We start from the raw sequence: 23,260 nt of genomic DNA on the forward strand, positions 1-23,260 counted from the left end.
GATCAGTTTTCCGATGTTTTGCGACGGATGCGCGACATTTCGGCAATCGTTTCGTAGAAGGAAAGGGCTCGGAGCTTGACTTGCTGCCTGTCTGCCATTTCCCGTACCCGCACCAGATTATTCGAGGCCATGCGATCAACCAGCTGATCGTCCGTCATAAGGCGTACGAGAGCTTCGCCGATCTCATCCGGGTAGAGGTTGCGCGCAAATAGCACATTCTCTTCGTTCTTAACAACGGGCGCGATCGTATCAAGCGGAGATACCAGAGGTGCGGCGCCGAGGGCCATCGCCTCCATCATCGTATTGGGAATGCCGTCACTGAGCGAGGGCGCCAGCATGACGCGTGCCGACGCAATCCGCTTCAAAGTCTCCTCCCGCGTCAGCCTACCCGCCGTTGGGCAATGAATCTTGATGTGCGGCGGGAACATCTTTTCGTACCAAATCTTGATGTCCGGCTGCACCATCCAGATCATCTCGATGCGGCAGGGCTGGATCTGCTCCCAAACATTGATGATGGCCTCAAACACGGGCATCGCCTTCGCGGTGTAGGTCTCATAGGCCTTTGGCCACAGAATTACCCTCTCACGCTGCGATGGCGGGAGCGTCCACATGCTACGAAGCGCATCTATGTCCATACCACCGGCGCCCGATACCACGCCCATGCCCGGTTCAAGCATTTTCTCAGGCGTGAGTCCGGCGGTGAGCGCATAGTCGTAGTTTGGCTGGTTATCGGCTATGAAGTGATCGCAGGTGCGCAGCACCTCTTCGATCAATTCGCGATATTCGGGCTGGTACCGCTGAAGTGCAAGATCCGGCCCTCCACGCGCCTGCGCTACCCAGCGGCCCAAACCCTCAAGCCCAAACTGCTTGCGGGCGCGGAGATAAAGATAGCTCGCCGAATCGAAGCCAAGCGTGTGGATTATGTCCGGTTGCCAGTCCCGTATGGCGGCTGCCAGAGCCGCCTCGATCGTTGTCGGCTGGCCATTTCCGCCAATCTTTTCAGCGAGCCTGACGCCGCCATGGACCAAACGGGATATGCGTGGTCGCGCCGAAAGGATCCCGCGGTCAAGTGCGCTTCGCGCCGTTACCGCCAACCCCATCAGAGTGCTATCGGCCGGCGGAAAAACCAGTTTTCGGTCGGGTCTGTTTTGGTTGGCGCCGCCGGTGAAGGTCACATAGGTCTTGACAGGCCAGTCAGCCGGAGGATCCGCCGAAGGTAATGCAAAAAGCCGCGCGTTGAAGGATGCGTCTGCCAGAAGGTCGATCCAGGAATGCGTGTGTGAACTTTCCGGGAATCCCACAAAGAGGATCCTGGGTCGTCCCGGATACCGATCGGTGTCAAAGGTATCCATAATCAACTCAACTCTTGGCCGCTATCCCGGACTTGTTTTACCAACTGGCCCAGGCGTTGCAATTCGAGACCAAGTTCCCGCAGGCGCATCTCATCCCTGCTTGCCCCAGACTCGATTTGCTTTGTTATCTGTTGAAGAGAAACCTCGACATTCCGCAAGGTTTGCTCGAGCTTCAGCTGACGATTCGTCGTTGCCGCATGCCATCCGGCAGCACGCAACTCCTGCTCCGCCAAAATCCGGTTCGTGGCGCTTACATTGTTCTGGATATTGTTCTCGACGCTACTCAATTGCGCCCTCAGGGCTGTAATGCCGAGAGCATTGAGGATTGCGGCTCTGAGCGACTTCAACATGGCGATCACCGTTGATCCGCGGAGGTAGCGGAAACAAGAATTGTATGGCCGACTACATTCTGCAGCCAGCGGATGCCGGCGGCGCGCATGGCAGTCGCCGCAAAGCCGGCGCGCTGACCAACATCTTCAAGACCCCGCCCCCTCGCCAACGGATCGAAAATGAGCGCAGGCCAGATCGGCTCGTCCCATACGACAGGTAAATAAGAGTCCCACAGATAGTCAGGGAGCGGCTCAAAGCGCACCGCAGATACATCCAGTTGATGTGCTTCACACAATGCGCGGAAGCTCCGCTCGGTCCAACGTGTCGTATGATGAGGCGGCACCTCGGTCAGCGCCCGCGGGAACGCCCGTATTGGTCCTTCGGAATTGGGAGTGGTGATGACGAACGTCCCACCCGGCCGCAACAGCGGCAAAAAGGTCTCGATGAAAGTCACTGGGTTATCGACATGCTCCAGCACCTGCATCATGCAAATCGCGTCGAACTGCAGCGGAGCGCCATCCGCTGTAGCGAAAGCCGCAGGATCGACCGGCAATGTGCCATAGCCACGTTTGGCGAGATCGAGCAGCAACTGCTCATTCAGCTCGTATCCGAACAGCGAAGCTTCCGGAAGCCGCGCCTTCAGATAGTCGAGAAACAGACCTGAGCCGCAGCCAACGTCAAGAATCGAGCGCGCGCCCGCCTTCTCGATCTCGCTGGCGGCAGCGTCGAATTCCCATTTGTCATTGTTGTAATAGTCGACAGCGGCAATCGCCTGATAGAAATTCGAAGTACCAGCCACGATGGGATGAAACTGACCAAAACCACACGCGTCACATGTGTATAGTGTAACTGGCCTATCGCCCACCGATCGATAATCGTCCCATACTTCAGGCTTCAGCTGTTCCGGGATAGCCGCCTGCCACTGGTTTAGCACCTCAGGCAAGTGAATTGAGACATCGGACGGCTGGAGTGATCCGCGGCTGCAGATCGGACAGGTGCTCACGCCTTCGCTCACGACGTTGCACCCGGCTTGACCCGCATCCAGAAAGCGCTCGGCTCCGACATCGGATAGTCCTGCCGCATGCGATTGAACTCGGGGAACACCGCCAACATCCTGTCAGGGTGATTGATCATCATGTAATTCCCCGGCCAGACAATCTCGAAGCGATTGTTGTAAGTCAGGAAAGCCTGCAGGAGATACTGTTCGTTCCAGTAAAGCTGGTTCTCGAAATAGACCTTGGGATAAGGCTTGGGCATGCTGATATCATGCACATGCACGAGCACGCCGGGCTTCAACCGCGGCAGGATTTCCAGGAACTCGTAGTGAACGTCGTTGCCGCTGCGGATCACATGGCTGGAATCGATGAACAGCATGTCGTTCTCTTCCAGTTCCTCGAAGAAGGAAACCGGCACGTCCTGCACACGCTCTGGGATCAGTTCATCGAGACCCGCATAGCCGCCCTGAAACATTGGCCACGGGTAGGGATCGATTGATGTAACCTTGGGCCTCTGGCCCGTTTCCGCCTTGTTTCTGTCAGCCGCCGCGATCGACAGCAATGTCGAATTGCCATTGCCGATCTCGACGATACGCTTGGGCTTGAAATGCCGGATAAGACAATAGAGGACATGGGCGTCGACAGCCATGTAGCCGCCATTGATCAGATAAAAGCCAGGCGGGTTGACCGGCCCGTCTATCGGAAAGCGCTCCCGGAATTCCGGCAGGTATTTCGGGCAGATGCTTTCCATGACTTCGAACGCCAAAGGCTCGTTCGGATCAATGCCGACCATCTCCGAAGGCTTGCCCCAGAACTCATCCAGCCTGTCGGTGTCATCCGGCACGGGAAGGTAGAAGTGCTTGCGCAGCATATGGAAGCCATGCCGATAGAAAATATCATGGCACGGATTTCCCGGTTGACCGGACATTCGTCCTGCCAGCTCTTCCGCCAGAGCGTCGGTAGAATAGCCGGACAATCCAACCGCAGGCTTCATCAGCCCATTGACAGCGCGCAGGCGATTTCTGACGGCCCTCAGGCCGGATCGAATTCTTGTCTTCATGTGATTTGAAACGAACCGCACGAATCTATAGGCCTTGCGCATCGATCAGGCGTTCCCAAGCTGGCACGATCTGTTTGACATCGAAAGCAAGTGCGCGTTCGTAACCCTTTTCTCTAAGTTGTTGGGCAAGCCCCGGGCTGTCCATCAATGTTGATATCGCCTGTGCAAAAGCCCTTGGAGAAGCCTCGTCAACAAGCATACCGAAGTTTCCGCCACCCAATACATCGGATGGACCAACAGGGCAATCCACCGAGACAACGGGTGTTCCACAAATCATTGCTTCGACCAAAACCAGGCCAAAAGCCTCGAAGTGGGATGTCAATGTCAGAGCGTCGGCAGCTGCGATCCAAGGCGCCGGGTTTTCCTGCTCGCCGACCAGCGTGATGTGATTTGTAAGCCCCAGTTCCGCAATCCGCTTTTCCAAAGCAGGGCGAGCCCAGCCATCACCGACCAAAGCAAGTGAAAAATCGCGTTCGGCGTTCATCAACTCTTTGCACGCCAGGAACAGCAGTTCATGGTTTTTTTGCGGATCAAGCCTCCCAACATGAACAAGCCGGAATCCGGACGATTTCCGGACCCAATCCTGAACGGCGGTCAAGCGCTGGAACGACAGCCTGCGGATGCGGGAGCAATCAACCGGGTTTGGAACGACATCTATGAGACCACCGCCCACCTTGAAAACGTCAACCAGATCATCCTTGCAGCCCGCAGAAGGTACGGTCACCTTCCTCGCCCCTTGGCATGCATTCGCCAGAAACCACCTCTCCGATCGGATCCTTTGTGGCTCCCTATAGATATCGTCGATGCACAAGCTTTCCATGGTGTGGAGCGAGGCAATGTAAGGAAACGAGGTTTCGGCTTGGGCCATCCACGCAGCGACGGAAGCCTCCTCCATCACAGCTATCACCACAGCGCCGGCAGGAAGATTGGCGGTTGCCTTGCCCAGGGCCTGCGCCTGAATTTGATGGTGAATGACGGACGGTATGAGACTAAGCTTTTCACCGCCCACGGAGAAGTCTGCAGGCATCTCGGCCTTTGGCGGGATGATCTGGCGCCGATGCCTCGATCGCCAGATGCCACGCAACGTCCTGCCGACTGCCAGCTTCTCGCGCAGTCGCTCGTTCAGCATTCGGTGATAGATCTTTTGTCCTATGCCTACTGCGCCGCGCATGTTTTTCACAACGACACCAGAAGTTTCGACGACCTCTTCCTGAGTGATGAGACGAAACGATGCGTGCCCAAGGTCCGGCACCGCGTTGTGCTCCTCAAACATCGTCCAGATTTCGGGCTTGTAGCGCCGGCGGTCGAGGTGCCGGGTGAGGTCAAGCACCACCCTCTCGGCGCCTCCGCCCGTGAGCACTCGCTCCAGGAAAACCACGGGCCGAACTGGTTCCTTGTCATAATTCAGAACCGCAGAAACGGCCTTCACGATCTCCTCAACATCGGAATCGCCACCCATGTCGATCGCAGCAAGTGAACCAAGCCAGGAATTGCGGCCTATACCATCGAAATAGACGGCGAGATCGACATCTCCAAGCCAAGGCAAGGTATTCATATCAAAGCGCTCGACCGAAACCGCGGCTACGCCGCCGCGAACACTCCAGTTAGGCGTGCTGGGTTCGTTGCCTACCGCCAGAATGACAGGTCGTAAGCCAAGCGACAGAAGCTGCCTTGCAGCAATAAGGAGCGGTGCTCCGTCATCGAGGCTCCGGTTGGTCAACAGGGCAACGCGTGCTCGGTGAGAAACACCCAAGCCACTGCCTTCAACCTCGACGTTGTCAAACCGGGATAGATAATCCGACAAAGAGCGGGCATCTGAGCCCTCGCGACCAATCCGCGCTTCCCATTCTCGCAGCGCGACGTCTACCGGGTTCACTGGTTGGTAGGCGAAGTGCCTCTCCGCTCTCGTCAGCGAGAGCGTAAGCTGCTTCCACATCCAACTCCAGTTGCTGTCGTCCGGCTCGAAGGCCATGCCGCGAACCCGATCCTCGACCAATTCACGAACAGCCGGCCACTTGCACGGGGCTGAATATACCCATTCCAGAATGCGCAGTATGAGGGCTGGATGCACGCCCATGGCGTAGACAAATGCAGTGGCTTCGCAAGCAACGTCGAGCGCCTCGGAAACGGCTTTGAGCGCCGTCTCCTCACGCGTCAGATCCGCATGGGGAACCAGCGCCTGAAAAGGATGCTCGTTTAGAAATCGGATTGCAGCCTTGGCGGTGTCGAAATAGCAGGCTGCCGGAAATGTCTCCGAGCCCTGCTCGGCATGATTTCGGCTGATGACCGTCCATTCGGAAACAAATGTAGCCTTGTTCTTCTGCAGAAGGCGCAGCCACTGATCATAGTCTTGGGCGTAACGGAGCGCAGGGTCGAAAAAGCCGACATCTTCCCATGCCGTTCGCCTGACGCAGATTGAAATACCGCTTACGTAATTCCGATAGAAAAGCGTGAGGATCTGATGATCTTCGACCGGCACCGGACCCCATAGATCACGCCGTTCCAGAGCTCCGGTCGCTTCCCGCAGCAGAGTGAAATACGAGAAGAAGAAACTGGATTGTGGGTGTGCCGCAATCCAGCGACGGTTGATTGAAAGCTTGTTTGGCTCGAACAGGTCGTCAGAGCTCAACCAGTGTATCCAATCGCCCGTGACATGCTGAAGCGCCGTGTTCAGCGCGCGTGCAACACCACCGTTTTCCTGGTGAATGCATTTGATGCGGCTGTCTCTTTTTGCATATGCTTCAATGATCTCGCGCGTCGAATCGGTCGAGCCATCGTTCACGACGATAGCCTCCCAGTCAGGATCGGTCTGACTTATTATGCTTTCCAGGGCTGCGCCAATGTACTTGTCCTGGTTGTATGTCGGAACAATAATTGAATGGAATGGCATGCCGTTATCGTGTCTCCATTAACCTGTTTCGCCTGGAAGGCGATGCAAGCTTACTGACCGAATTTTGACTTCGATCGGGGCGCTGGACAAGCTGAACAGAAAGCTGATTGCCGTTGCGGCAGTCGAAATCTGCTGGCTATCGTCTTCACTCACCAATCTAACATGTGGCATTCCCTAGCGCGGCGGCGGGGCGCGATCAACCCATTCGCAAAAGCCGAACCGGCGGCCGCGTTGAAAGAAGGGGGTATTTTCTGATTTCGGGTCGCGCGTAGACGTCTGCAGCATCACCCATGCCACGACCCGGACTGGTTATGACTGGCCAAATCAGGGCCGAACCGGTTCAGGCGGTGCCGACACCAAAATTGCCCAACCGTTGCAGCCAGCGTTTTGGAATATGCTATGAAATCCGATAGCAGGCTGCAGGCAGAGAGTAGACTTATCAGGTGAAATTTATTTGGCTGGGGAACCTGGACTCGAACCAAGATTAACGGAGTCAGAGTCCGTCGTTCTACCATTGAACTATTCCCCAACGGCTACGAAGCAATTTTGCGTTCGCGGCGAAGGTTGCGCCTCTATAATCGAATTTGCCGCGGATGCAAATACTTTAACGCATGCCAATGCGATTTTTTGAAAGCCGGTGGCGAATGCCCCTTCTTCGCCGCGCCGGCAGCGGGGTTTCCGAATATCACGGACCATGGGCCGGGCCGGCAAGCGGCGCTTATTCTTGGCCGTCGTGAGCCAAAAGGCAGCTTACCAGCGCAGAAGGCGCCTGCCGAGGACATATCCTATACCCGTTACGATGGCGATCGCGATCGGATACCAGAGCAGCACGAAGAGCGGGCTGTCGTCGGTGCAATTGGAGGCATAGAACGTCGCGGCGATGCCGCTGGCGGCAAGGCCGGCGACGGCTCCGGCGACACCCGGCCGCTCCGGCGCTCCCTGGCGCAACGCAAACAAGAAGCAGGCGAGCGGGCCGATCGACAGCAGCGGTATCAGCGTCAGGCAAAAGCGGGCATTGTGCCCGATCATCCGCGCGCTCCAGCTGTCCGCCGGCATGACGGCCAGTTCGGCGACAACAGCGGCAAGCAAGAGGATCGGTGCCGTCAGAAGCAGCCAACCCCACAAACGCAGCGATGCCCCGGGCCGCCCGATGCGGAAGACGAGGGCGCAGGCCGTCACGGCAAGTGCGATCGTCACGACGAATTTGAACAGGAAGCGAACCGTTTCCATCGCGGTGTCGATATCGGCGCGAAAACCGATCATAGCGAAGAAGAGGCCGCCGGCGATCAGGATGCCCGCGATGACCGCCATGGTCAGGGCCTTGCCGATCCGCGTGCGGACCGGCGCATCCTGCGCCAGAAGATGGATAAGGTCATCGGTTTTCACTGGTCTCACTCCGATACAGGGCCGCAAGCACTTTCAGCGCGCGATGCAGCGCGACGCGCACCGCCCCTTCCGTCATCTTCAGCCGATCCGCGGTCTCCCGTACGCTCGTTCCCTCGACGGAAATCGAACGCACGATCGTCTTTTGCGGGTCCTTCAACTGCTCCAACATGCGGTCGACATCTAACCGATCCAAGGAATCGACATGCTCTTCTGCTTCGAGAACATCGATCACATCGTCGATCGGCACATTCGCATGCCGTCCGCGCCGTCTCAGGCTGTCGATCAGCTTATTGCGGACGATCGTCGACAGCCAAGGTCCGATCGGCCGGGCCGGGTCCCAGGTTCCGCGCTTCAGGTGGATGGCAAGCAGCACCTCCTGAACCACGTCCTCGGCTTCGCTCGGCGGCGCACCGAACTGGTCGCAACGCCGGCGCGCCATGGCGCGCAGATGCGGCGTCACCGCAGACAGGAAGCGATGGTATGCCTGCCCATCGCCGCCAATGGCGGCGCGCATCCAGACTGCCCATTCCTCTTCGCGCGCCGGATGGCCCACCCGATATCTCCTCTACGCAGGACCGCAGCATTTCGTTACCGGCAACGGTCCTTCTTTTTCAAGTCTTTTCGGTTTCCGCACCGAAATGGCCGATCAGCTGTCAGATCGGCCGGGACACATAGCCGGCACAGAATATTTTGAGATCGGAAAATTTTTTCGACGCGGGCTGTAACATCACCCGCGCCATCTCCGTAGACCTCGATGCAAGCCAATGACGGCTCGTATCCATCTAGGAGACAGATTCATGAAGAACAGCATCATCACCCTAGCTATTGCAGGCTCGATCGCATCGGCCCTTGCATCCATCGCTGTCCCGGCATCGGCAGCCGACTCCAAGGAAAAGTGCTACGGCGTTGCGCTGAAGGGCCAAAACGATTGCGCAGCCGGCAAGCATGATTGCGCCGGCAAATCGACCATGAGCTATGATAAGATGTCCTTCAAGCTGGTTCCGACCGGCACCTGCACCTCCATGAAGACCCCGAAGGGCCACGGCTCACTGACCCCGGCCTGATTTCAAGCCCGATCACCGATCAATCAGTTGATGTAAGGAATTTGTCATGAGCAGGATTTCCGCAGTCGCCTTGGCCGCATCGGTCGCAACAGCCGTCACATTGGCCGCCGGCGTCACCACCGCCTCGGCCGCCGACGCCAAGGAAAAATGCTACGGCATCGCACTCAAGGGACAGAATGATTGCGCCGCCGGCCCCGGCACGACCTGCGCCGGCACATCGAAGATCGATTATCAGCGCAATTCGTGGAAGCTCGTTCCGGCAGGAACCTGCGAAGCGATCAAGACGCCGAACGGCCATGGCACGATGATGCAAGGTCCGGCACCTGTCTGACCAAACGCGTTGACGCAGGGTGGCGCACGGTCCCCGCGCCGCCCTCCTTCCACGATCGAGCCCATCCGAACGGAGGCCTGCCATGAAACCGTCAGAACTTCCCCGCCGTGCCGGGGTCGGCTTCAAGCCGGAACATTTCGCTGCGATCGATGCCACCAGCCAGCCGATCGGCTTCTTCGAAGTCCATGCCGAAAACTACATGGGCGCCGGCGGCCCGCCGCATGCCCAGCTCGGCAGGCTGCGGCAGGATTATGCCTTATCCATCCATGGCGTCGGCCTTTCCATCGGCTCGATGCAGCCGCTCGATGCCGACCACCTTGCCCGCCTGAAGATCGTCTGCGACCGCTACGAGCCCGAGAGCTTTTCAGAGCACCTCGCCTGGTCGACCCACGACACCACTTTTCTCAATGATCTGCTGCCCCTGCCCTATACAGAGGCGACGTTGGCTCAGGTCTGCAGCCATATCGATCAGGTACAGACGCTGCTCGGCCGCCAGATGCTGCTCGAGAATCCGGCTACCTATCTGCTCTTCGAAGAGAGCACGATCGAGGAAACGGAGTTTCTGGCCGAAGTCGTCGGTCGCACCGGCTGCGGCCTGCTGCTGGATGTCAACAATGTCTTCGTTGCCGCCACCAATCACAAGCTGGATCCGCACGACTATCTCAAGCGCTTTCCGGTCCAATGGGTGCGCGAAATCCATCTGAGCGGCCATTCGGAAACCACTGACGATGCCGGCGCGCGGCTCCTGATCGACAGCCACGATACGGCGGTCAAGGATCCCGTTTGGGAACTCTATGAGGAACTGATCGCTCGCACAGGCCCGATCGCCAGCCTGGTCGAATGGGACAATGACGTGCCCGAATGGCCGGCTCTTCGGGCCGAAGCCGAAGCTGCCGGCGCCATCCTGCGTCGCGCTGCTGAACGCCGGGCGGCGTGAGGAGGAGTCATGTCACTTGTCACCCAGGCCGCATTCGCCGCCGCACTCGTGGACCTTGATCTAGCTGTCCCCGAAGGGCTGGCGGCATGGAACGGTCCAAGGCCGGAGCGACGTTTCGGCGTCTATCGCAACAACGTTGCCGTCGGGCTGGTCGGTGCCCTCGCCTCGCGCTTCCCTGCAGCCGAAAGAATTGTCGGCGAGGAATTTTTCGCTGGGATGGCGCATGAATTCGTCCGCCTGCATCCGCCGCAATCGCCGTTGCTGCTGGCTTATGGCGATGACTTCGCCGGTTTCGTCGAGCGTTTCGAACCTGCCCGCGAGGTTCCTTATCTGCCCGACGTCCTCAGGCTGGAAGCGGCGCGAGGCAGAGCCTATCACGCTGCCGACGCTATGCCGCTCGATGCCACCTTGCTGGCGACGATCGAGCCGGAACGCTTGGAAAGGTTGCGGTTTGTCCCGCACCCCTCCGCCTGGATCATTCGCTCCGCCCATCCGGTAGTGAGCATCTGGGCGATGAACGCCGGCGAGATGGAGCTCGGGGAGATCGACGATTGGATAGCCGAAGATGCGCTTGTCATCCGTCCGCAAATGACTGTGGAGGTACATAGGCTGCCGCCGGGTGCTGCGGTCTTTCTTGAAGGGCTGTTAGCCGGCATCGATCTGGCCAGCGCATTCGAGAGCGCGCTTACCGAGGCCGCAGATTTCGACTTGTCCGCCAATCTTGCCGGCGCGCTCGCCGCCGGCGCCTTCACAGGCATTTGCTGAGCGCCAGGGAGAACCGACATGCAAGACCGAATGATGACGGCCACCACGGCCGAACGCGAAACCGTGCCTCAGAGGCTCTACAGCGCCTTGAGGCTTCTCGACCGCATCCCGCATGATCTGATCGCGCTTATAGCGCGGCTGTCGATCGCCGCCGTCTTCTGGCAGTCGGGCCAAACGAAGGTGGAGGGCTGGCATGTGACCGACAATGCCGTCTATCTGTTCCAGACGGAATATAAGCTGCCCTTCGTCGATCCGTGGATCGCCGCACACATCGCCGCTTTCAGCGAGCACTTCTTTCCCATTCTGCTCGTCATCGGCTTCGCGAGCCGGCTTTCCGCACTGGCGCTGCTCGGCATGACGCTGGTGATCGAGATATTCGTCTATCCGGATGCATGGCCCACGCATGGGACATGGGCCACGTGTTTCCTGGTGATCATCGCGGGCGGCCCGGGCCGGATCGCGCTCGACCATTTCATCGCCCGGCGGTTCGGCCGGGCGGTGTGATATCGAAGCAAACGGATGGTTGGGGAGCGCGGACGCACCTACCGCAAGACGGGCTCCCCATGGAAGCGGCGGCGGGACGGTTTCGAAACGCCGAAGCCGACTTCCATCATCAGGCGCGGTCTTTGCGTGGGAACCGTACCCATGTGGAAGCCGAAGGGATCCTCGACGAAACCGGATCCGGCCTTGCCGGTCAGCGTCAGCGCATTCGCCTCGCCATAATAATCGAGCACCTCGCTTGCCGGGTGCCCGACGAGCAAGGTCAGCTGATGCCGCACCCGGCGGCGCTTATGGCTTCCCTTGACAAAGACGTGGGGGCCGGTGCCCTCGTCCACATCGACCAGGTTGAAGAAGAATTTCAGCATCCGCCAGTCGTCGAGGTCGAAATGATATTTGTCCAGCGAAGCCAGGCTTCGGTCTGCTTCCGAAGCCTGCGTCGGAAAACTCCACCAGATACGGGTGGTGATCACCTTGGCCTGTCCGCCGAGATATTGCCTGGCGACATCGATCAGCAGCGGGTCGCGCTGCACCGCCATGACGGCCTCGCAATCCAACGAGCGCTCGAAGAAGTGGCCGCTGAGGATCGGGCGTTCGAAACGCGCTTCCGCTTCCCTATGGTCTCCGGCGGCGAATTCGAGTTTCCGGCTGAAATTGCCGAAGCAGCTTGTGGTAAGCGCGAATTCCGCGATTTGACGGTGGATATGATCGGGCAGCGTCAGGCCGGGAAAGATCCCGTCCGATCGCAGGGCGTCAACGACATCTTTGCGATCGACACCTGCAAACATCGATGCACCGGAAGCGGCAAGCTTGACGCGCTGTCGGGTGGCAAACCAGTGCATGCGCCGAAACGGCAAGGTTCGGGCAAGGAGGAACATCGGCAACCAGGCCGGATTTTCCCGAAGATCGGTCAGATAGGTGGGTATCCTGACGGCCATGCGCTTGAAGCGCCCGCCTCGTCGAGCAACGGACTCCAGGTCTGCTGTTGGGAAATTGTGCATAGTTATCCTCTCCGCACATGTGCAGTTTTCGGCAACAGGCCCAACACCCCGTTGTTATTAAATCATTGAGACTTCGGCATTTATTCGCGCCAGCGAATGTGCTGTGCAGCGCAGCAAATAGAAGTCGGCCGCCTTCGGTCAAGAGGCTGGAAAATCATAAACTTGATTCAAACGCAGAAAATTTCCGCGCCGACACGCGGTGCTTTTGGAGCGGTTGGGAAATCACCGCGCAGTTGCCATAGTGTGCGAAAAGACGAGGCGGTCCAAAACTATGCGGGAACGACACATCCCATTTGCCGTTAATTAGGACAGTGGCATTATAAGATATCCGGCAGCTTCAAACGGAAACGCGACAACGAAAGCGCGCGGGAACGCTTGATGGCGACTTCGATTTGACAGTCTTGTAACAGTCACATTCCTGTTGGCATTGTTGGCTAAATGAGCGGGAAGACATGGAAGAGGCCCCCCCTTTATGACAGACACCAAGACGCTTGATCCTACCGAAGGAATAGTCGATTTCGATGCCGGCGAGGGCGAAGCCGCGACCATAGTGGAGATGGACGATTATACCAAAAGCCTTGCCCGGGCGAAGGCCAAGTCTGTCAAACTCGTCGATGCCATTACCGGCCAGACGCTGAAGAAGAAGGATGCGGTGCACGTCGATGACCTCCGCCCATCCCTGGCGGATTTCATGCGGCTGAAGCATCCCGAGCTTCGCGCCGACGACTATGTCAGCCGCAAGGTCATGGACGACTATCGCGCCCAGTATATCGCCCAACTTCTGACGGTCGAGCGAGGCGAGCTTTCCAACCTCGAAGACGAGGTGGTCGAGAGCCTGAAGACGCATGATACGCTCGCCGAGAACATCGAAGAAGACTACGAAGACAACCGCTCCATCGGCGACCGTATGGCCGATGCCGTCGCCACCTTTGGCGGCAGCTGGACCTTCATCATCTCGTTCTGTCTGTTTCTCGGGGTCTGGATGGCCGTTAACGTCATCATTGGCGAGAAAGAGGCATTCGATGCCTATCCGTTCATCCTCTTGAATCTGGTTCTATCGACGATCGCTGCACTGCAGGCGCCCGTCATCATGATGAGCCAGCGGCGCCAGGAAGAGAAGGATCGCCTGCACGCGCTTAACGACTACAAGGTGAACCTGAAGGCCGAGCTGGAAATTCGCCACCTGCATGAAAAGGTCGACCATCTCCTCAATCGCCAATGGGAGCGCCTTACCGAAATCCAGCAGATTCAGATCGAGATGATGCTGGAACAGGCCAAGGCCGCCACGCGCGCGCTGAAAACCAACAAGGCGGCGGCCAAGGCAAAAACGAGCGGCCTGAAGAGCCTGTTCGTCAAGGCCAAGGATCCCGATTCGGACGATTCCGAGAATTGACTTGGGAGGGCGCGGTGCAACCCTGCTTCCACTGTGACGCTGCCAAAGAGCGGGCCACTCGGCCCGCTCTTCTGTGTCGGGCCTCCTCCTTGTGACGGAGGTCTGGCGTTTCACGTGAAATGCCGTACCCCGATCCGCAAGGCTTCCAAACTCACGCGTCGGCCGTTTTCCTCCGCGTCGCGAACAACATCGGCATGCAGGCAAGATAAAGCAGAGCACCGAGAACCCAGACAAGGCCAGGGAAGATGGACCTGGATGCGAAGTAGATCTCGCTGATGGCGAGCGGCGCGATGACGGATGCAAGGCTCGTCAAGCTGCCCAATACGCCTTGCAGACGTCCCTGCTCATCCGCACCCACGTGCTGCGTCATCATGGACAGCAACGCCGGCTGACCGATGCCGCCGAGGCAGAACAGCGGAAAGAGAAGAAAGGCGATGAAGCCGCGCGTGGCGAAGGCGATAGCGATATAGGCGGCGCTATCGCAGATGATCGCAACGATGAGCGCTCGCCGCTCGCCCCAGCGCTCACTCAAAGGACCGGCGACAAAGGCCTGGGCGAGCGCGTGGAAGAGGCCGAAACCGGCAAGCGACAGGCCAACGGTCGCAGTATCCCAGGCGAACTTGTCCTGCCCATAGAGCACCCAGACGGTTCCGCCGATTTCGCCGACCATGCTAAGGATGATTGACATCAAAAGCAGCGGCAGCAGTACCGGAAACGCACCGATCCAGCGCAGCGGCGCGAGCGGATGGAAAGCGGCCGGATCGAGACGTTCCGGCCTCACGCTGCGCGTTTCCGGCAGAATCGCGAGCGCCAGAATGAAATTCACCATGACGAGCAGCCCCGCCGCTACGAAGGGCGCACGAACGGAAACCGTGCCAAGCACGCCGCCGATCACGGGCCCGAGAATGAAACCGATGCCAAAGCAGGCGCTGAGCAACCCGAAGGCACGCGTGCGCTTCTCCTCGGGTGTAATATCAGTGAGGCATGCCGCAGCGACGGATGCGTTTGCGGCCGTCAGACCGGCAACGGCACGCCCGAGGAACAGCCACCAGAAGTCAGGCGCCCACGCCATGAAGGCATAATCAATCATTCCGCCCGCCAGCGAGATTAGCAGCACAGGCCTACGCCCATAACGGTCGCTCAATGTTCCGAGGACGGGGGCGGCGAGGAACTGCAGCGCGGCATAGAGCGAGAGGAACGCGCCGTAACGCCAGCCGAGATCGGGCGTATGCGCCACGCTACGCAGGAGTTCCGGCAAGATCGGCATCACAAGGCCCGTGCCTGCGGCATCGAGAACGACAACGGAGAGAATGGTCAAAAGCATCTTGTTCATAGCACAAAACTTATCATTGATAAGGAACTTTATCGCTGATAAATTACGTTCTCAAAGCTGTCAATTGGAGACGCGATGAAAATCGACCGGGCCCAGATCGTCGACACGGCACTGACCATATTGAACGAAGTGGGCATCGACGGGCTGTCCACACGGCTGATCGCGCAGCGCCTCGGCGTGCAACAGCCGGCGCTCTACTGGCATTTCAAGGGCAAGCAGAACCTGCTGGCGGCGATGAATATCGAGATGCTGAAGCGAAGCCACACGCGCCGCACTCCCCTTCCCGGCGAAACCTGGCAGGATTTTCTGCGCGCTAATGCCCGCAGTTTCCGTTCCGCCTTGCTCACATGGCGCGACGGCGCCCGCGTCCACGCTGGGACGGAGGCCGATCCCTCGGATCTCGACACGATCGAAATCCAGCTCGGCTGCCTGTGCGAGGCAGGCTTTACGCCGGGTCAGGCGCTGGAGCTGCAGATCGCGATCGGTCGCTATGTGGTGGGCTGCGTTCTGGAAGAACAGGCCGATACGGCAGACGCATCGGACCGATCAGATCTCGACACCGCCGCTGAAAGCCATCCGAATCTTGCCAAGGCGATCGCGCATTATCGTGCGAATGGGCACGAGGCATTTTTCGAGCGGGGTCTCGATTTGCTGATCCGCGGCGCCGAAACTACGAAATAACCCGCCGGCGCCATAAGGCCGGGAGGAACGATCCGAGCAGGTGGTCGCAGGCGCATCACGCTTCGGCTTTGAATGTGCGACCGAGATCCTGGCCAGTGCCGAAATAGTGCCGGAATACATAAAGCAGCGGGCTCCATCGGCTGGTGTCGATATGGTTCGTGCCCGGGATGACAATGTCCCGATGCGCGTGAACGCGGATTGCCTTCGTCTCGATGATCCAGAAGCCCTCTTGCCGCTCCGCGGGCCGCTCGCCGCCAGGAGCGTGCGAAGCCACGACCTCCGCTTCGAGTTGAATCGGGCATTCGGCTATGCGCAACGGCCGGACGAGCTCGGACGCCTGCGGCGTAAAGCCCGATACATCAAACTTGTCGGCCTCGAAACGATAGCCGATCTTTTCCTTATGCGCGGGAACGGGATTGCATCCTGTCGTCGGAGCGAGAGCCTCGATCTTCGGCCAAAGATCCGGAGAGGGGAAGTTCAACACCAGCTGCCGTTCGCGCATAGCGTTTTCCCGCCCCTTGCTCGTGGCTGTCAGGCCGAGAACCATGCGGTCAAATAGTGCCCAAGCCGAAGACATGGGCGAGATGTTTGTCGTGCCGTCGGCGTTGAGGCTCGTGATCAGCGCAACGGGGGTCCCGACATAGAGCACACTCGGCTTGATGACGATGTGTTCGTGTTCATGTTCGCTTGGCGTGGATTCGGCTGCGTTCGTCAACATTGCAAATTCTCCTTTTGGAATCGCAATGTAATCCTGCGGACGCATGGAATAGTTCGATAACGGCCGAACTATACAGCTCGGTTGGATGCCGGACTGCGGGAACGTCCCGCAGTAAATTCGTCACGCCACTGTCATGCAGCTGTCATGCGCCGCCTCTACTCAGGCTTGTAGTTTTAGAAACGCTGATTTTTAAATGACAAGTGACACGAACCGGATCCAGACCGCCGTTTCGGCATCGGGATTGGAACTTCATTACGATAAGACGGCCGTTCTGCGTGGTATCGATCTTTCGCTCGCCAAAGGACGGACGCTGGCGCTGCTCGGCCCTTCCGGCTGCGGCAAGACGACTCTGCTCCGCCTGGTTGCTGGCCTACTTGCACCGACGAAAGGCCAGATAGCTATTTCCGGCCAAGTGGTTGCCGATGCGACATCGAATACCTTCGTACCGCCGGAAAAGCGCAATCTCGGCATGGTCTTTCAGGACTATGCGCTTTGGCCGCATCTGACGGTTGGCGGCAATGTCTCCTTTCCGCTCGAAATGCGCGGCGTCTCGAAGGCTGAACGCGAGCAGCGCACCATGCGGGCGCTGGAACGCGTCGGCCTGGCGCCGCTCGCGCAACGACGCCCGAGCGATCTTTCCGGCGGCCAGCAACAGCGCGTCGCGATTGCCCGCGCGATCGTCGCCGAGCCGCAGCTCGTCCTGTTCGACGAGCCGCTCTCCAACCTCGATCGCGAGCTGCGCGAAAACATGGTCGGCGAACTTGCCGAGCTGATCGCCACACTTGGACTGACGGCAATTTATGTCACGCATGACCATAGCGAAGCCCTGACGCTCGCAGACGAGGTCGCCATCATGCGGTCCGGCGAGATAGCCCAGCTCGCTTCGCCGGATATCCTGATCGAAAGCCCGGCATCGCCTGAAGTCGCCGAATTCCTGCGGCTCGGCAGCACGGCGAATCTGGAATGGCGCGACAATGGCTGGCGGCTTGCGGGAAGCCCACATGTCCTGACGAACGCGGCGCGTCCTGGACAGGAAAAGGCCAGGATCCTCATTCCGACACGCGCCATCTCGATCGGCGAAAGCACCTGGCCGAGCCTGCCGGCAACGGCCTTGCGCTCCCATTTCAGGGGCGATGGCCACCTGGTCACCGCCGCACTGCACGGCACGACGGGCGTTGAACTACAGGTTTTGAGCCCGATCAAGATCCGGCCGGGTGAACAGATCGGTCTTTCGGTCGATGCCAACGGCATCCTGTGGTTTTAGAGCAACTCCAGCAAAAGTGCGCAGCGGTTTTGCGCCCGGAGTTGCGTAAAAACAAGGAGATAGAGCCTTTCTGGATTTCGGAGAAAAGCGAAAGGGCTCTAGCAGGAACATCACGAAGCCATAGAGAGGAAACCATGTTTAAATCGCTGAAAACCATTGCCATTTTTGCGCTGTCGACCGCCCTTCTGGCTGGCGTCGCCCGTGCCGATATCACCGTCTACACCGCCGGCCCGCAGAACCTCATCGACAAGCTTTCCGCCGGCTTCACCGCCCAGAGCGGCATCAAGGTCAACGTCTTCCAGGCAACGACCGGCAAGGTCATGGCACGCATCGAGGCCGAAGCCGCCAACCCCGTCGTCGACGTGCTGATCTCGGCTTCCTGGGATACGGCGACCGATTTCGCCAAGCGCGGCTGGCTCGTCTCCTACACCAGCCCGAACGCCGAAAAAGTCCCGGCATTCCTGAAGACCGATACGGCGGTTGCCCAGGGCGTCTCGGCGCTCGGCATCGCCTGGAACACCAAGAGCGGCACGTCCCAGCCAAAGGAATGGGCCGATCTCGCCAAGCCCGAGTTCAAGGATCTCGTCAATATTCCCGATCCTGCCCAGTCCGGCTCCTCCTTCGAACTGACGGCGGCCCTCGGCGGCAAGGACGACTATAAGCTCTTTAGGGAACTCAAAGGTAACGGCGCCATCGTTGCCGGCGCCAATGCAGAAGCGCTGAACCCGGTGCTGCAGGGCGCCAAGGCAGCCGTCTTCGGCGCGGTCGACTACATCACCTTCGCCGCCAAGGCCAAGGGCGAAAGCATCGACGTTGTCTTCCCACAATCAGGCACCGTCATCGCACCGCGTCCGGTCATGATCCTGAACTGGTCGAAGCATCAGGATGAGGCCAAGAAATTCGTCGACTACATGCTGTCGGATGAGGGCCAGAAGCTCGTCGCCGGCACCTTCCTGATGCCCGCCCGCTCCGACATCCCGGCCTCGCGTCCCCTCGTCAGCGATCTCAAGCTGCTCGATTACGACCTCAACGCCGCCTACGGCAAGCGCAAGGAAATCCTGAAACAGGTCGGCGATCTGTTCGGCAGCAAGTAAGGCTTTATGCGATGAAGACGAAGGGAACAGGCGCTCCGATGCCGGCAGCGTGGCTCGCAGGCCTTGGGCTGATCATCATCGTCGCCTTTCCTTTCGCCGCCGTCGTGCTGCAGGCAGTCTTCCCCTCCTTGGGGCAAGGCTCGTTTGCAGCACCCTTCTCGGCCATCGGCAAGACGCTGGCCGACGAAGCGCTCCTGGGGATGACCGCGAATACGGTCATTCTCGGATGCGCCGTCGTCCTGGCCTCGGCCCTCGTCGCCGTTCCCCTCGGCGTGTTGCGTGCGCTTTACCGCATTCCCTTCGCGCCGCTGTGGGATGTGCTTCTGCTCACCCCCTTCATGATCCCGCCCTATATCGCCACGCTCGGCTGGATCATGACACTGCAGCCGCGCGGCTATCTGGAGCAGCTCGCGGGTTTCAATCTTGCCTCCACCCTGTTCTCGCTGACGGGCATGACCGTGGTCATGACCTTCAACACCTTTCCGGTCGTCTATTTCGCCGTCTCGCGCACGGTGGAGGCCGTCGGCGCCCGCTATGCCGATGTCGGTCGCGTCTTCGGTGCCTCGCCGGCACGCGCCTTCTGGCGCATCACGTTGCCGCTGTCCGCCCCCGGCCTCGCCGCCAGCCTATTGCTTGTCTTTGCCGCGGCGATCGAGGAATACGGCACGCCGGCAGCGCTTGGCCGCCGCGCCGGCTTCCAGGTTCTGGTCACCGGCATCGACACCCGTATCGGTGACTGGCCGATCGATCTGCCGGGTGCCGCCATCCTGTCGCTGACCCTCGTCGTCATCTCGCTGATCGCATTCCTCATCCAGCACCGGATCCTGTCGCGACGCTCCTACCAGACGGTGAGCGGCAAGCCGCAGAACAAGGACAAGCGGCCGCTCGGCGCAATGACGGCACCGGTTCTGCTGGCCTTCGGCATCGTCTCGTTCCTTGCAACCGGCGTGCCCATGCTCTCGATCCTTGCCACCGCGCTGTCGAAGACGATCTCGCGCGGCCTCGTCGTCAGTAATCTCGGCCTCGACAATTTCGCAGCCGTTTTCGGCAACAGCGCCGGCGCGCTCGCCGCGCTCGGCAACAGCCTGGCGCTAGGAATCGGCACCGCCGTCGTGACAGGCCTCATCGGCGTCACATCGGCCTATGCCGTCGTCAAGACGAAGATGCGCGGCCGCATGCTGATCGACATCATGACCGTGCTGCCCAATGCCCTGCCCGGTATCGTCGTCGCCGTCGGCCTGATCCTTGTCTGGAACATGCCCGGCCTGCCCTTTACGCCTTACAATACTGCAATCATCCTGCTGCTAGCCTATTGCTGCATTCTCCTGCCGCAGACGGCGCGCTACTCCTCGGCCGCTTTCCAGCAGATCGGTGACAATCTCGAGGCCGCCGCCCGCGTTGCCGGCGCCGGCACGCTGACGACCTTCCGCCGCATCCTGCTGCCGCTGGTGCTGCCGAGCCTCGCATCCGCCATGCTCCTCGTCTTCGCCCTGGCATCCCGCGAACTCGTCGCCTCGATCGTGCTGGCACCCGTCGGCATGCAGACCATCGCCACCTTCATCTGGCGGCAGTTCGAGCAGGGCTCGATCGGCCTCGGCATGGCCATGGCCTTCGTGACAATCATCGTCACCACGCTCATTCCGCTTGCCTTCCTCGCACTTCTGCGCCGCAGCGGCCTCGTTGCCGAGTAGCACGATTTCGATTCTCATTGCCGGCTAACAGTCGGCGCACCTTTTCCCGACAAGGCCGATCGAACCATCGCTCGAATGAACCCTGTCGGAAAATTGATATTTCTGCGCTAAGAGCGGTTTATGTTTACGCTCACGACCGCCAGCAGCCATTCCCAGGAGATCAAACGCAGCCGCTTTCTCGCGATAGCCGGCCCTGTTGCAGACGAGCAGGCCGCGAAGGATTTCATCGCCGAACATTCGGCTGCGGATGCCAACCACAATTGCTGGGCATGGCGGATGGGCCAGAACTATCGGTTCAACGATGACGGCGAGCCGAGCGGCACTGCGGGCAAGCCCATTCTGCAAGCGATCGACGGGCAGGAGCTGGACTGCGTCGTCGTCGTGGTCACTCGCTGGTTCGGCGGCGTCCTGCTCGGCAGCGGCGGACTGATCAGAGCCTATGGCGGCACCGCCGCTCTCTGCCTTCAGGCTGCGGAGAAGATCAAAATCGTGCCCATGACCTCCGTCGGCATAGAGGCACAGTTCTCGGACCTCGCCCTGCTGAAGGCCCGGCTTGCTGCCTCGCCAGGCACCTCCATAACGGCAGAGCAATTCATCTCCACCGGCGCCGTGCTGACCCTGAACATTCCCACAGCGAACGCCGACGACATCCTGCAAATGGTAACGGACCTCACGAGCGGCCGCGCGGTGATCGACAGAAGTTGATGGATCATCGGTTCGAATGCCCTCCGATACAGCAACTGGAATATGCCGGCGCGTGTCGATCGGCAAATGGCACAGCGATATGACCGCCGCCAAATTCCACCGCGAAATCTCCCATCCCGCGACAGAACAGGAATTCGGAGGGATATCGACCTCAAAGTCCTGCAGATCGCGCGGAAAAGTATAAATTTCTCCAAAAAACGCCATTTCCTCCCATCTTTGGCATCTCGTTCTCGCTTTCGATTTGCAGACATCCTTTTGGCGACCTACCCCATCCCAGTTCGTCTTCATCCGGCACAGCGAAGGAATATGCGATGGAAATCAAGGAAACGCCTGATCTGTTGGTACTGCGCGCCAGGAAACGCCTGCGCATTCCCGATATCAAACAGGCCGCTCTTGAATATGCGCCGCAATTCGAAAAGCAAATCGTCGAATCCGGGCTAAAGGTCGCCGGCCCATGGCTCTTTATCTCCCACAACCTTCCGAGAGACGGTAAAACACTCTTCGATTGGGAAATATGCCGCCCGGTAGAAAAACCAGAACGCTATGATGGCGCCATGGAGCTTCACCATCTGGAGCCGATCATTGTGGCAAGCAAGATGCATCAGGGGTCGCTGCGGACCCTCTTTACCCAGGGCTATGCCCCCTTGGTCGCCGAAATCGAAATGTCCCGCCACATCTTTTCGGGCGAGAGCCGGGAAGTCTATCATGGCTGGAACGGCCCCGGCGCTTCTTACCAAAGGGTCGAAATTCAGTTCGGCCTCGCGCGCTGACCCCTTCGATCGCCGCAGAAAATCGACGATTTGCGCGTGCCAGCCTCTCTACCGGACTGCCGGAAAGCGCGTTTTGAAGCGACGATATCTTGCGAATGCGCCGCATTTCAAATGCAGCCCATTCGACCACTCGATCACCCGATATCGGTCCGATTGACATTCTCTGCGATTGTGACACCGTTCCGCACAGTTGCTGACCTACCGTTTTGAGGCAAAATGACAAAACGATCGCAAGCAGTTATCACCACCGCCGAGGAACGCCCGCGCGACGGCTGGAACGACCCCGTCCACGGCGCCATCTCCTGGCACACGCTCCTAAGCAGCGACATCACCCCCACCGACAGCATGAGCGCCGGCATCGCCGAACTTGTCCCCGGCGGCGAGCTGAAGCCGCATCGGCACGACCCATCGGAAATCTACTTCATCTTCGAGGGAACCGGCATCGTCCGGATCGACGGTCAGGAAACCACAGTCAAAGCCGGCACGACAGTCTTCATCCCCGGCAACGCCGAACACGGCATCCGCAACGAATCATCCGCCAACCTGAAATTCTTCTACGTCTTCCCGAAGGGATCATTTGCGGACGTGGTCTATCGCTTTCCGGAGAATTGAGGCGCTTCGGCCGCTTTCAGCAGCAAACGGCTTGGTAATTCAGACAATGAAGGCCGAAAGAATGGCGGAGAGGGTGGGATTTGAACCCACGATACCCTTGCAGGTATGCCGCATTTCGAGTGCGGTGCATTCGACCACTCTGCCACCTCTCCGGTTATGCTGGTCGGCGCGTGTCTCAGCGCGGGCTGTCTCATAGCGACAGTCGGAGAGGATGGCAAGGGCGAATGTGAAAGCTTTTCATCCTTTCGCCTTGACAGATCAGGGACGCTTATATATCCCGTGCGGCGCAATAGGTGTGGACAAGTCCGTGCCTAGCCCGTCCTGCTTCGCGCAGGGCTTCACCGGCAGATATTTTTTGAAGGCACGAGCCTTCGGGATCCCTGCTAAATT

At 59.2% G+C, this 23,260-nt stretch carries 23 protein-coding genes and 2 tRNA genes; 13 read left to right on the forward strand and 12 right to left on the reverse strand.

Annotation, left to right across the window (positions count from 1 at the left end; genetic code table 11):
• Nucleotides 1-2: 2 nt before the first annotated feature.
• The 8 genes from GGD46_RS13980 to GGD46_RS14015 form a co-directional block, all read right to left on the reverse strand.
• Nucleotides 3-1,352 carry a glycosyltransferase family 4 protein gene (locus GGD46_RS13980; RefSeq protein WP_210325558.1) on the reverse strand — a complete coding sequence of 450 codons (1,350 nt, stop codon included), beginning with the start codon at nt 1,350-1,352 and terminating at the stop codon, nt 3-5.
• Between the two features lie 2 nt (nt 1,353-1,354).
• Nucleotides 1,355-1,702, reverse strand: coding sequence for a hypothetical protein (locus tag GGD46_RS13985; protein WP_184704761.1), 348 nt, complete (start codon nt 1,700-1,702; stop codon nt 1,355-1,357).
• Between the two features lie 5 nt (nt 1,703-1,707).
• A complete protein-coding gene (locus GGD46_RS13990; protein ID WP_184704763.1) occupies nt 1,708-2,697 on the reverse strand; it encodes a class I SAM-dependent methyltransferase in 990 nt (329 codons plus the stop codon).
• Nucleotides 2,694-3,671, reverse strand: coding sequence for a class I SAM-dependent methyltransferase (locus GGD46_RS13995; RefSeq protein ID WP_184704765.1), 978 nt, complete (start codon nt 3,669-3,671; stop codon nt 2,694-2,696). The genes GGD46_RS13990 and GGD46_RS13995 overlap by 4 nt, the downstream gene beginning before the upstream one ends.
• Before the next feature lie 91 nt (nt 3,672-3,762).
• The gene (locus tag GGD46_RS14000; protein ID WP_184704767.1) at nt 3,763-6,627 is read right to left on the reverse strand and encodes a glycosyltransferase; all 2,865 of its coding nucleotides are present in this window, start codon (nt 6,625-6,627) and stop codon (nt 3,763-3,765) included.
• A 455-nt stretch (nt 6,628-7,082) separates the two neighbouring features.
• Nucleotides 7,083-7,156: transfer RNA gene (locus GGD46_RS14005), tRNA-Gln, on the reverse strand.
• Nucleotides 7,157-7,377: 221 nt separating this feature from the next.
• Entirely contained in the window at nt 7,378-8,013 is a 636-nt protein-coding gene (locus GGD46_RS14010; RefSeq protein ID WP_184704768.1) for an NrsF family protein, read from the reverse strand.
• Nucleotides 8,000-8,566, reverse strand: a complete 567-nt coding sequence (locus GGD46_RS14015) for a sigma-70 family RNA polymerase sigma factor (protein ID WP_184704771.1) — start codon at nt 8,564-8,566, stop codon at nt 8,000-8,002. Before GGD46_RS14015 ends, GGD46_RS14010 begins: the two co-directional genes overlap by 14 nt.
• A 244-nt stretch (nt 8,567-8,810) precedes the next feature.
• Here GGD46_RS14015 and GGD46_RS14020 point away from each other — a divergent pair, with 244 nt between their 5' ends.
• The 5 genes from GGD46_RS14020 (at nt 8,811) to GGD46_RS14040 (ending at nt 11,614) form a co-directional block, all read left to right on the forward strand.
• On the forward strand, nt 8,811-9,077 hold the full coding sequence (locus GGD46_RS14020) for a DUF2282 domain-containing protein (protein WP_112341693.1): 267 nt from the start codon (nt 8,811-8,813) through the stop codon (nt 9,075-9,077).
• Nucleotides 9,078-9,123: 46 nt separating this feature from the next.
• Nucleotides 9,124-9,408 carry a DUF2282 domain-containing protein gene (locus tag GGD46_RS14025; protein ID WP_184704774.1) on the forward strand — a complete coding sequence of 95 codons (285 nt, stop codon included), beginning with the start codon at nt 9,124-9,126 and terminating at the stop codon, nt 9,406-9,408.
• Nucleotides 9,409-9,490: 82 nt separating this feature from the next.
• Nucleotides 9,491-10,345, forward strand: coding sequence for a DUF692 family multinuclear iron-containing protein (locus GGD46_RS14030; protein ID WP_184704776.1), 855 nt, complete (start codon nt 9,491-9,493; stop codon nt 10,343-10,345).
• 9 nt (nt 10,346-10,354) lie between these two features.
• On the forward strand, nt 10,355-11,110 hold the full coding sequence (locus tag GGD46_RS14035; protein ID WP_184704778.1) for a DUF2063 domain-containing protein: 756 nt from the start codon (nt 10,355-10,357) through the stop codon (nt 11,108-11,110).
• An 18-nt stretch (nt 11,111-11,128) separates the two neighbouring features.
• Nucleotides 11,129-11,614, forward strand: coding sequence for a DoxX family protein (locus GGD46_RS14040; RefSeq protein ID WP_184704780.1), 486 nt, complete (start codon nt 11,129-11,131; stop codon nt 11,612-11,614).
• A gap of 38 nt (nt 11,615-11,652) precedes the next feature.
• Here the strand turns inward: GGD46_RS14040 and GGD46_RS14045 are convergent, their stop codons facing one another.
• Nucleotides 11,653-12,609: a phytanoyl-CoA dioxygenase family protein gene (locus tag GGD46_RS14045; protein ID WP_184704782.1), complete on the reverse strand. Its 957-nt coding sequence runs from the start codon at nt 12,607-12,609 to the stop codon at nt 11,653-11,655.
• A 472-nt stretch (nt 12,610-13,081) separates the two neighbouring features.
• Between GGD46_RS14045 and GGD46_RS14050 the strand changes: the two genes are divergently transcribed.
• Nucleotides 13,082-14,002, forward strand: a complete 921-nt coding sequence (locus tag GGD46_RS14050; RefSeq protein ID WP_184704784.1) for a DUF1003 domain-containing protein — start codon at nt 13,082-13,084, stop codon at nt 14,000-14,002.
• Nucleotides 14,003-14,153: 151 nt separating this feature from the next.
• On the opposite strand, the gene GGD46_RS14055 is transcribed toward GGD46_RS14050, so the two are convergent.
• Complete coding sequence (locus GGD46_RS14055) at nt 14,154-15,335, reverse strand: TCR/Tet family MFS transporter (protein WP_184704786.1); 1,182 nt, start codon at nt 15,333-15,335, stop codon at nt 14,154-14,156.
• A gap of 75 nt (nt 15,336-15,410) precedes the next feature.
• On the opposite strand from GGD46_RS14055, the gene tetR reads away from it, so the two are divergent.
• Nucleotides 15,411-16,016 (forward strand): tetracycline resistance transcriptional repressor TetR, encoded by a 606-nt coding sequence (tetR, locus tag GGD46_RS14060; protein ID WP_184704788.1) that lies wholly within the window; start codon nt 15,411-15,413, stop codon nt 16,014-16,016.
• A 55-nt stretch (nt 16,017-16,071) separates the two neighbouring features.
• Here the strand turns inward: tetR and GGD46_RS14065 are convergent, their stop codons facing one another.
• Nucleotides 16,072-16,734 (reverse strand): flavin reductase family protein, encoded by a 663-nt coding sequence (locus tag GGD46_RS14065; protein ID WP_184704790.1) that lies wholly within the window; start codon nt 16,732-16,734, stop codon nt 16,072-16,074.
• A gap of 193 nt (nt 16,735-16,927) precedes the next feature.
• On the opposite strand from GGD46_RS14065, the gene GGD46_RS14070 reads away from it, so the two are divergent.
• The 6 genes from GGD46_RS14070 to GGD46_RS14095 all read left to right on the forward strand — a co-directional run bounded on the left by GGD46_RS14070 (nt 16,928) and on the right by GGD46_RS14095 (nt 22,870).
• On the forward strand, nt 16,928-17,998 hold the full coding sequence (locus GGD46_RS14070) for an ABC transporter ATP-binding protein (protein ID WP_184704792.1): 1,071 nt from the start codon (nt 16,928-16,930) through the stop codon (nt 17,996-17,998).
• A 134-nt stretch (nt 17,999-18,132) separates the two neighbouring features.
• Complete coding sequence (locus tag GGD46_RS14075; RefSeq protein WP_184704794.1) at nt 18,133-19,092, forward strand: ABC transporter substrate-binding protein; 960 nt, start codon at nt 18,133-18,135, stop codon at nt 19,090-19,092.
• 11 nt (nt 19,093-19,103) lie between these two features.
• Nucleotides 19,104-20,783: an ABC transporter permease gene (locus GGD46_RS14080; RefSeq protein ID WP_184704796.1), complete on the forward strand. Its 1,680-nt coding sequence runs from the start codon at nt 19,104-19,106 to the stop codon at nt 20,781-20,783.
• A 120-nt stretch (nt 20,784-20,903) separates the two neighbouring features.
• Nucleotides 20,904-21,488, forward strand: coding sequence for a YigZ family protein (locus tag GGD46_RS14085; RefSeq protein ID WP_184704798.1), 585 nt, complete (start codon nt 20,904-20,906; stop codon nt 21,486-21,488).
• A 311-nt stretch (nt 21,489-21,799) separates the two neighbouring features.
• A complete protein-coding gene (locus tag GGD46_RS14090; RefSeq protein ID WP_184704800.1) occupies nt 21,800-22,258 on the forward strand; it encodes a hypothetical protein in 459 nt (152 codons plus the stop codon).
• Nucleotides 22,259-22,474: 216 nt separating this feature from the next.
• Nucleotides 22,475-22,870 (forward strand): cupin domain-containing protein, encoded by a 396-nt coding sequence (locus GGD46_RS14095; protein ID WP_184704802.1) that lies wholly within the window; start codon nt 22,475-22,477, stop codon nt 22,868-22,870.
• Nucleotides 22,871-22,932: 62 nt separating this feature from the next.
• On the opposite strand, the gene GGD46_RS14100 is transcribed toward GGD46_RS14095, so the two are convergent.
• Nucleotides 22,933-23,022 (reverse strand) — tRNA-Ser (locus tag GGD46_RS14100).
• Between the last annotated feature and the right edge of the window lie 238 nt (nt 23,023-23,260).

It is taken from the genome of Martinezella lusitana (genome assembly GCF_014207095.1).
GTDB lineage: Bacteria > Pseudomonadota > Alphaproteobacteria > Rhizobiales > Rhizobiaceae > Rhizobium > Rhizobium lusitanum_B.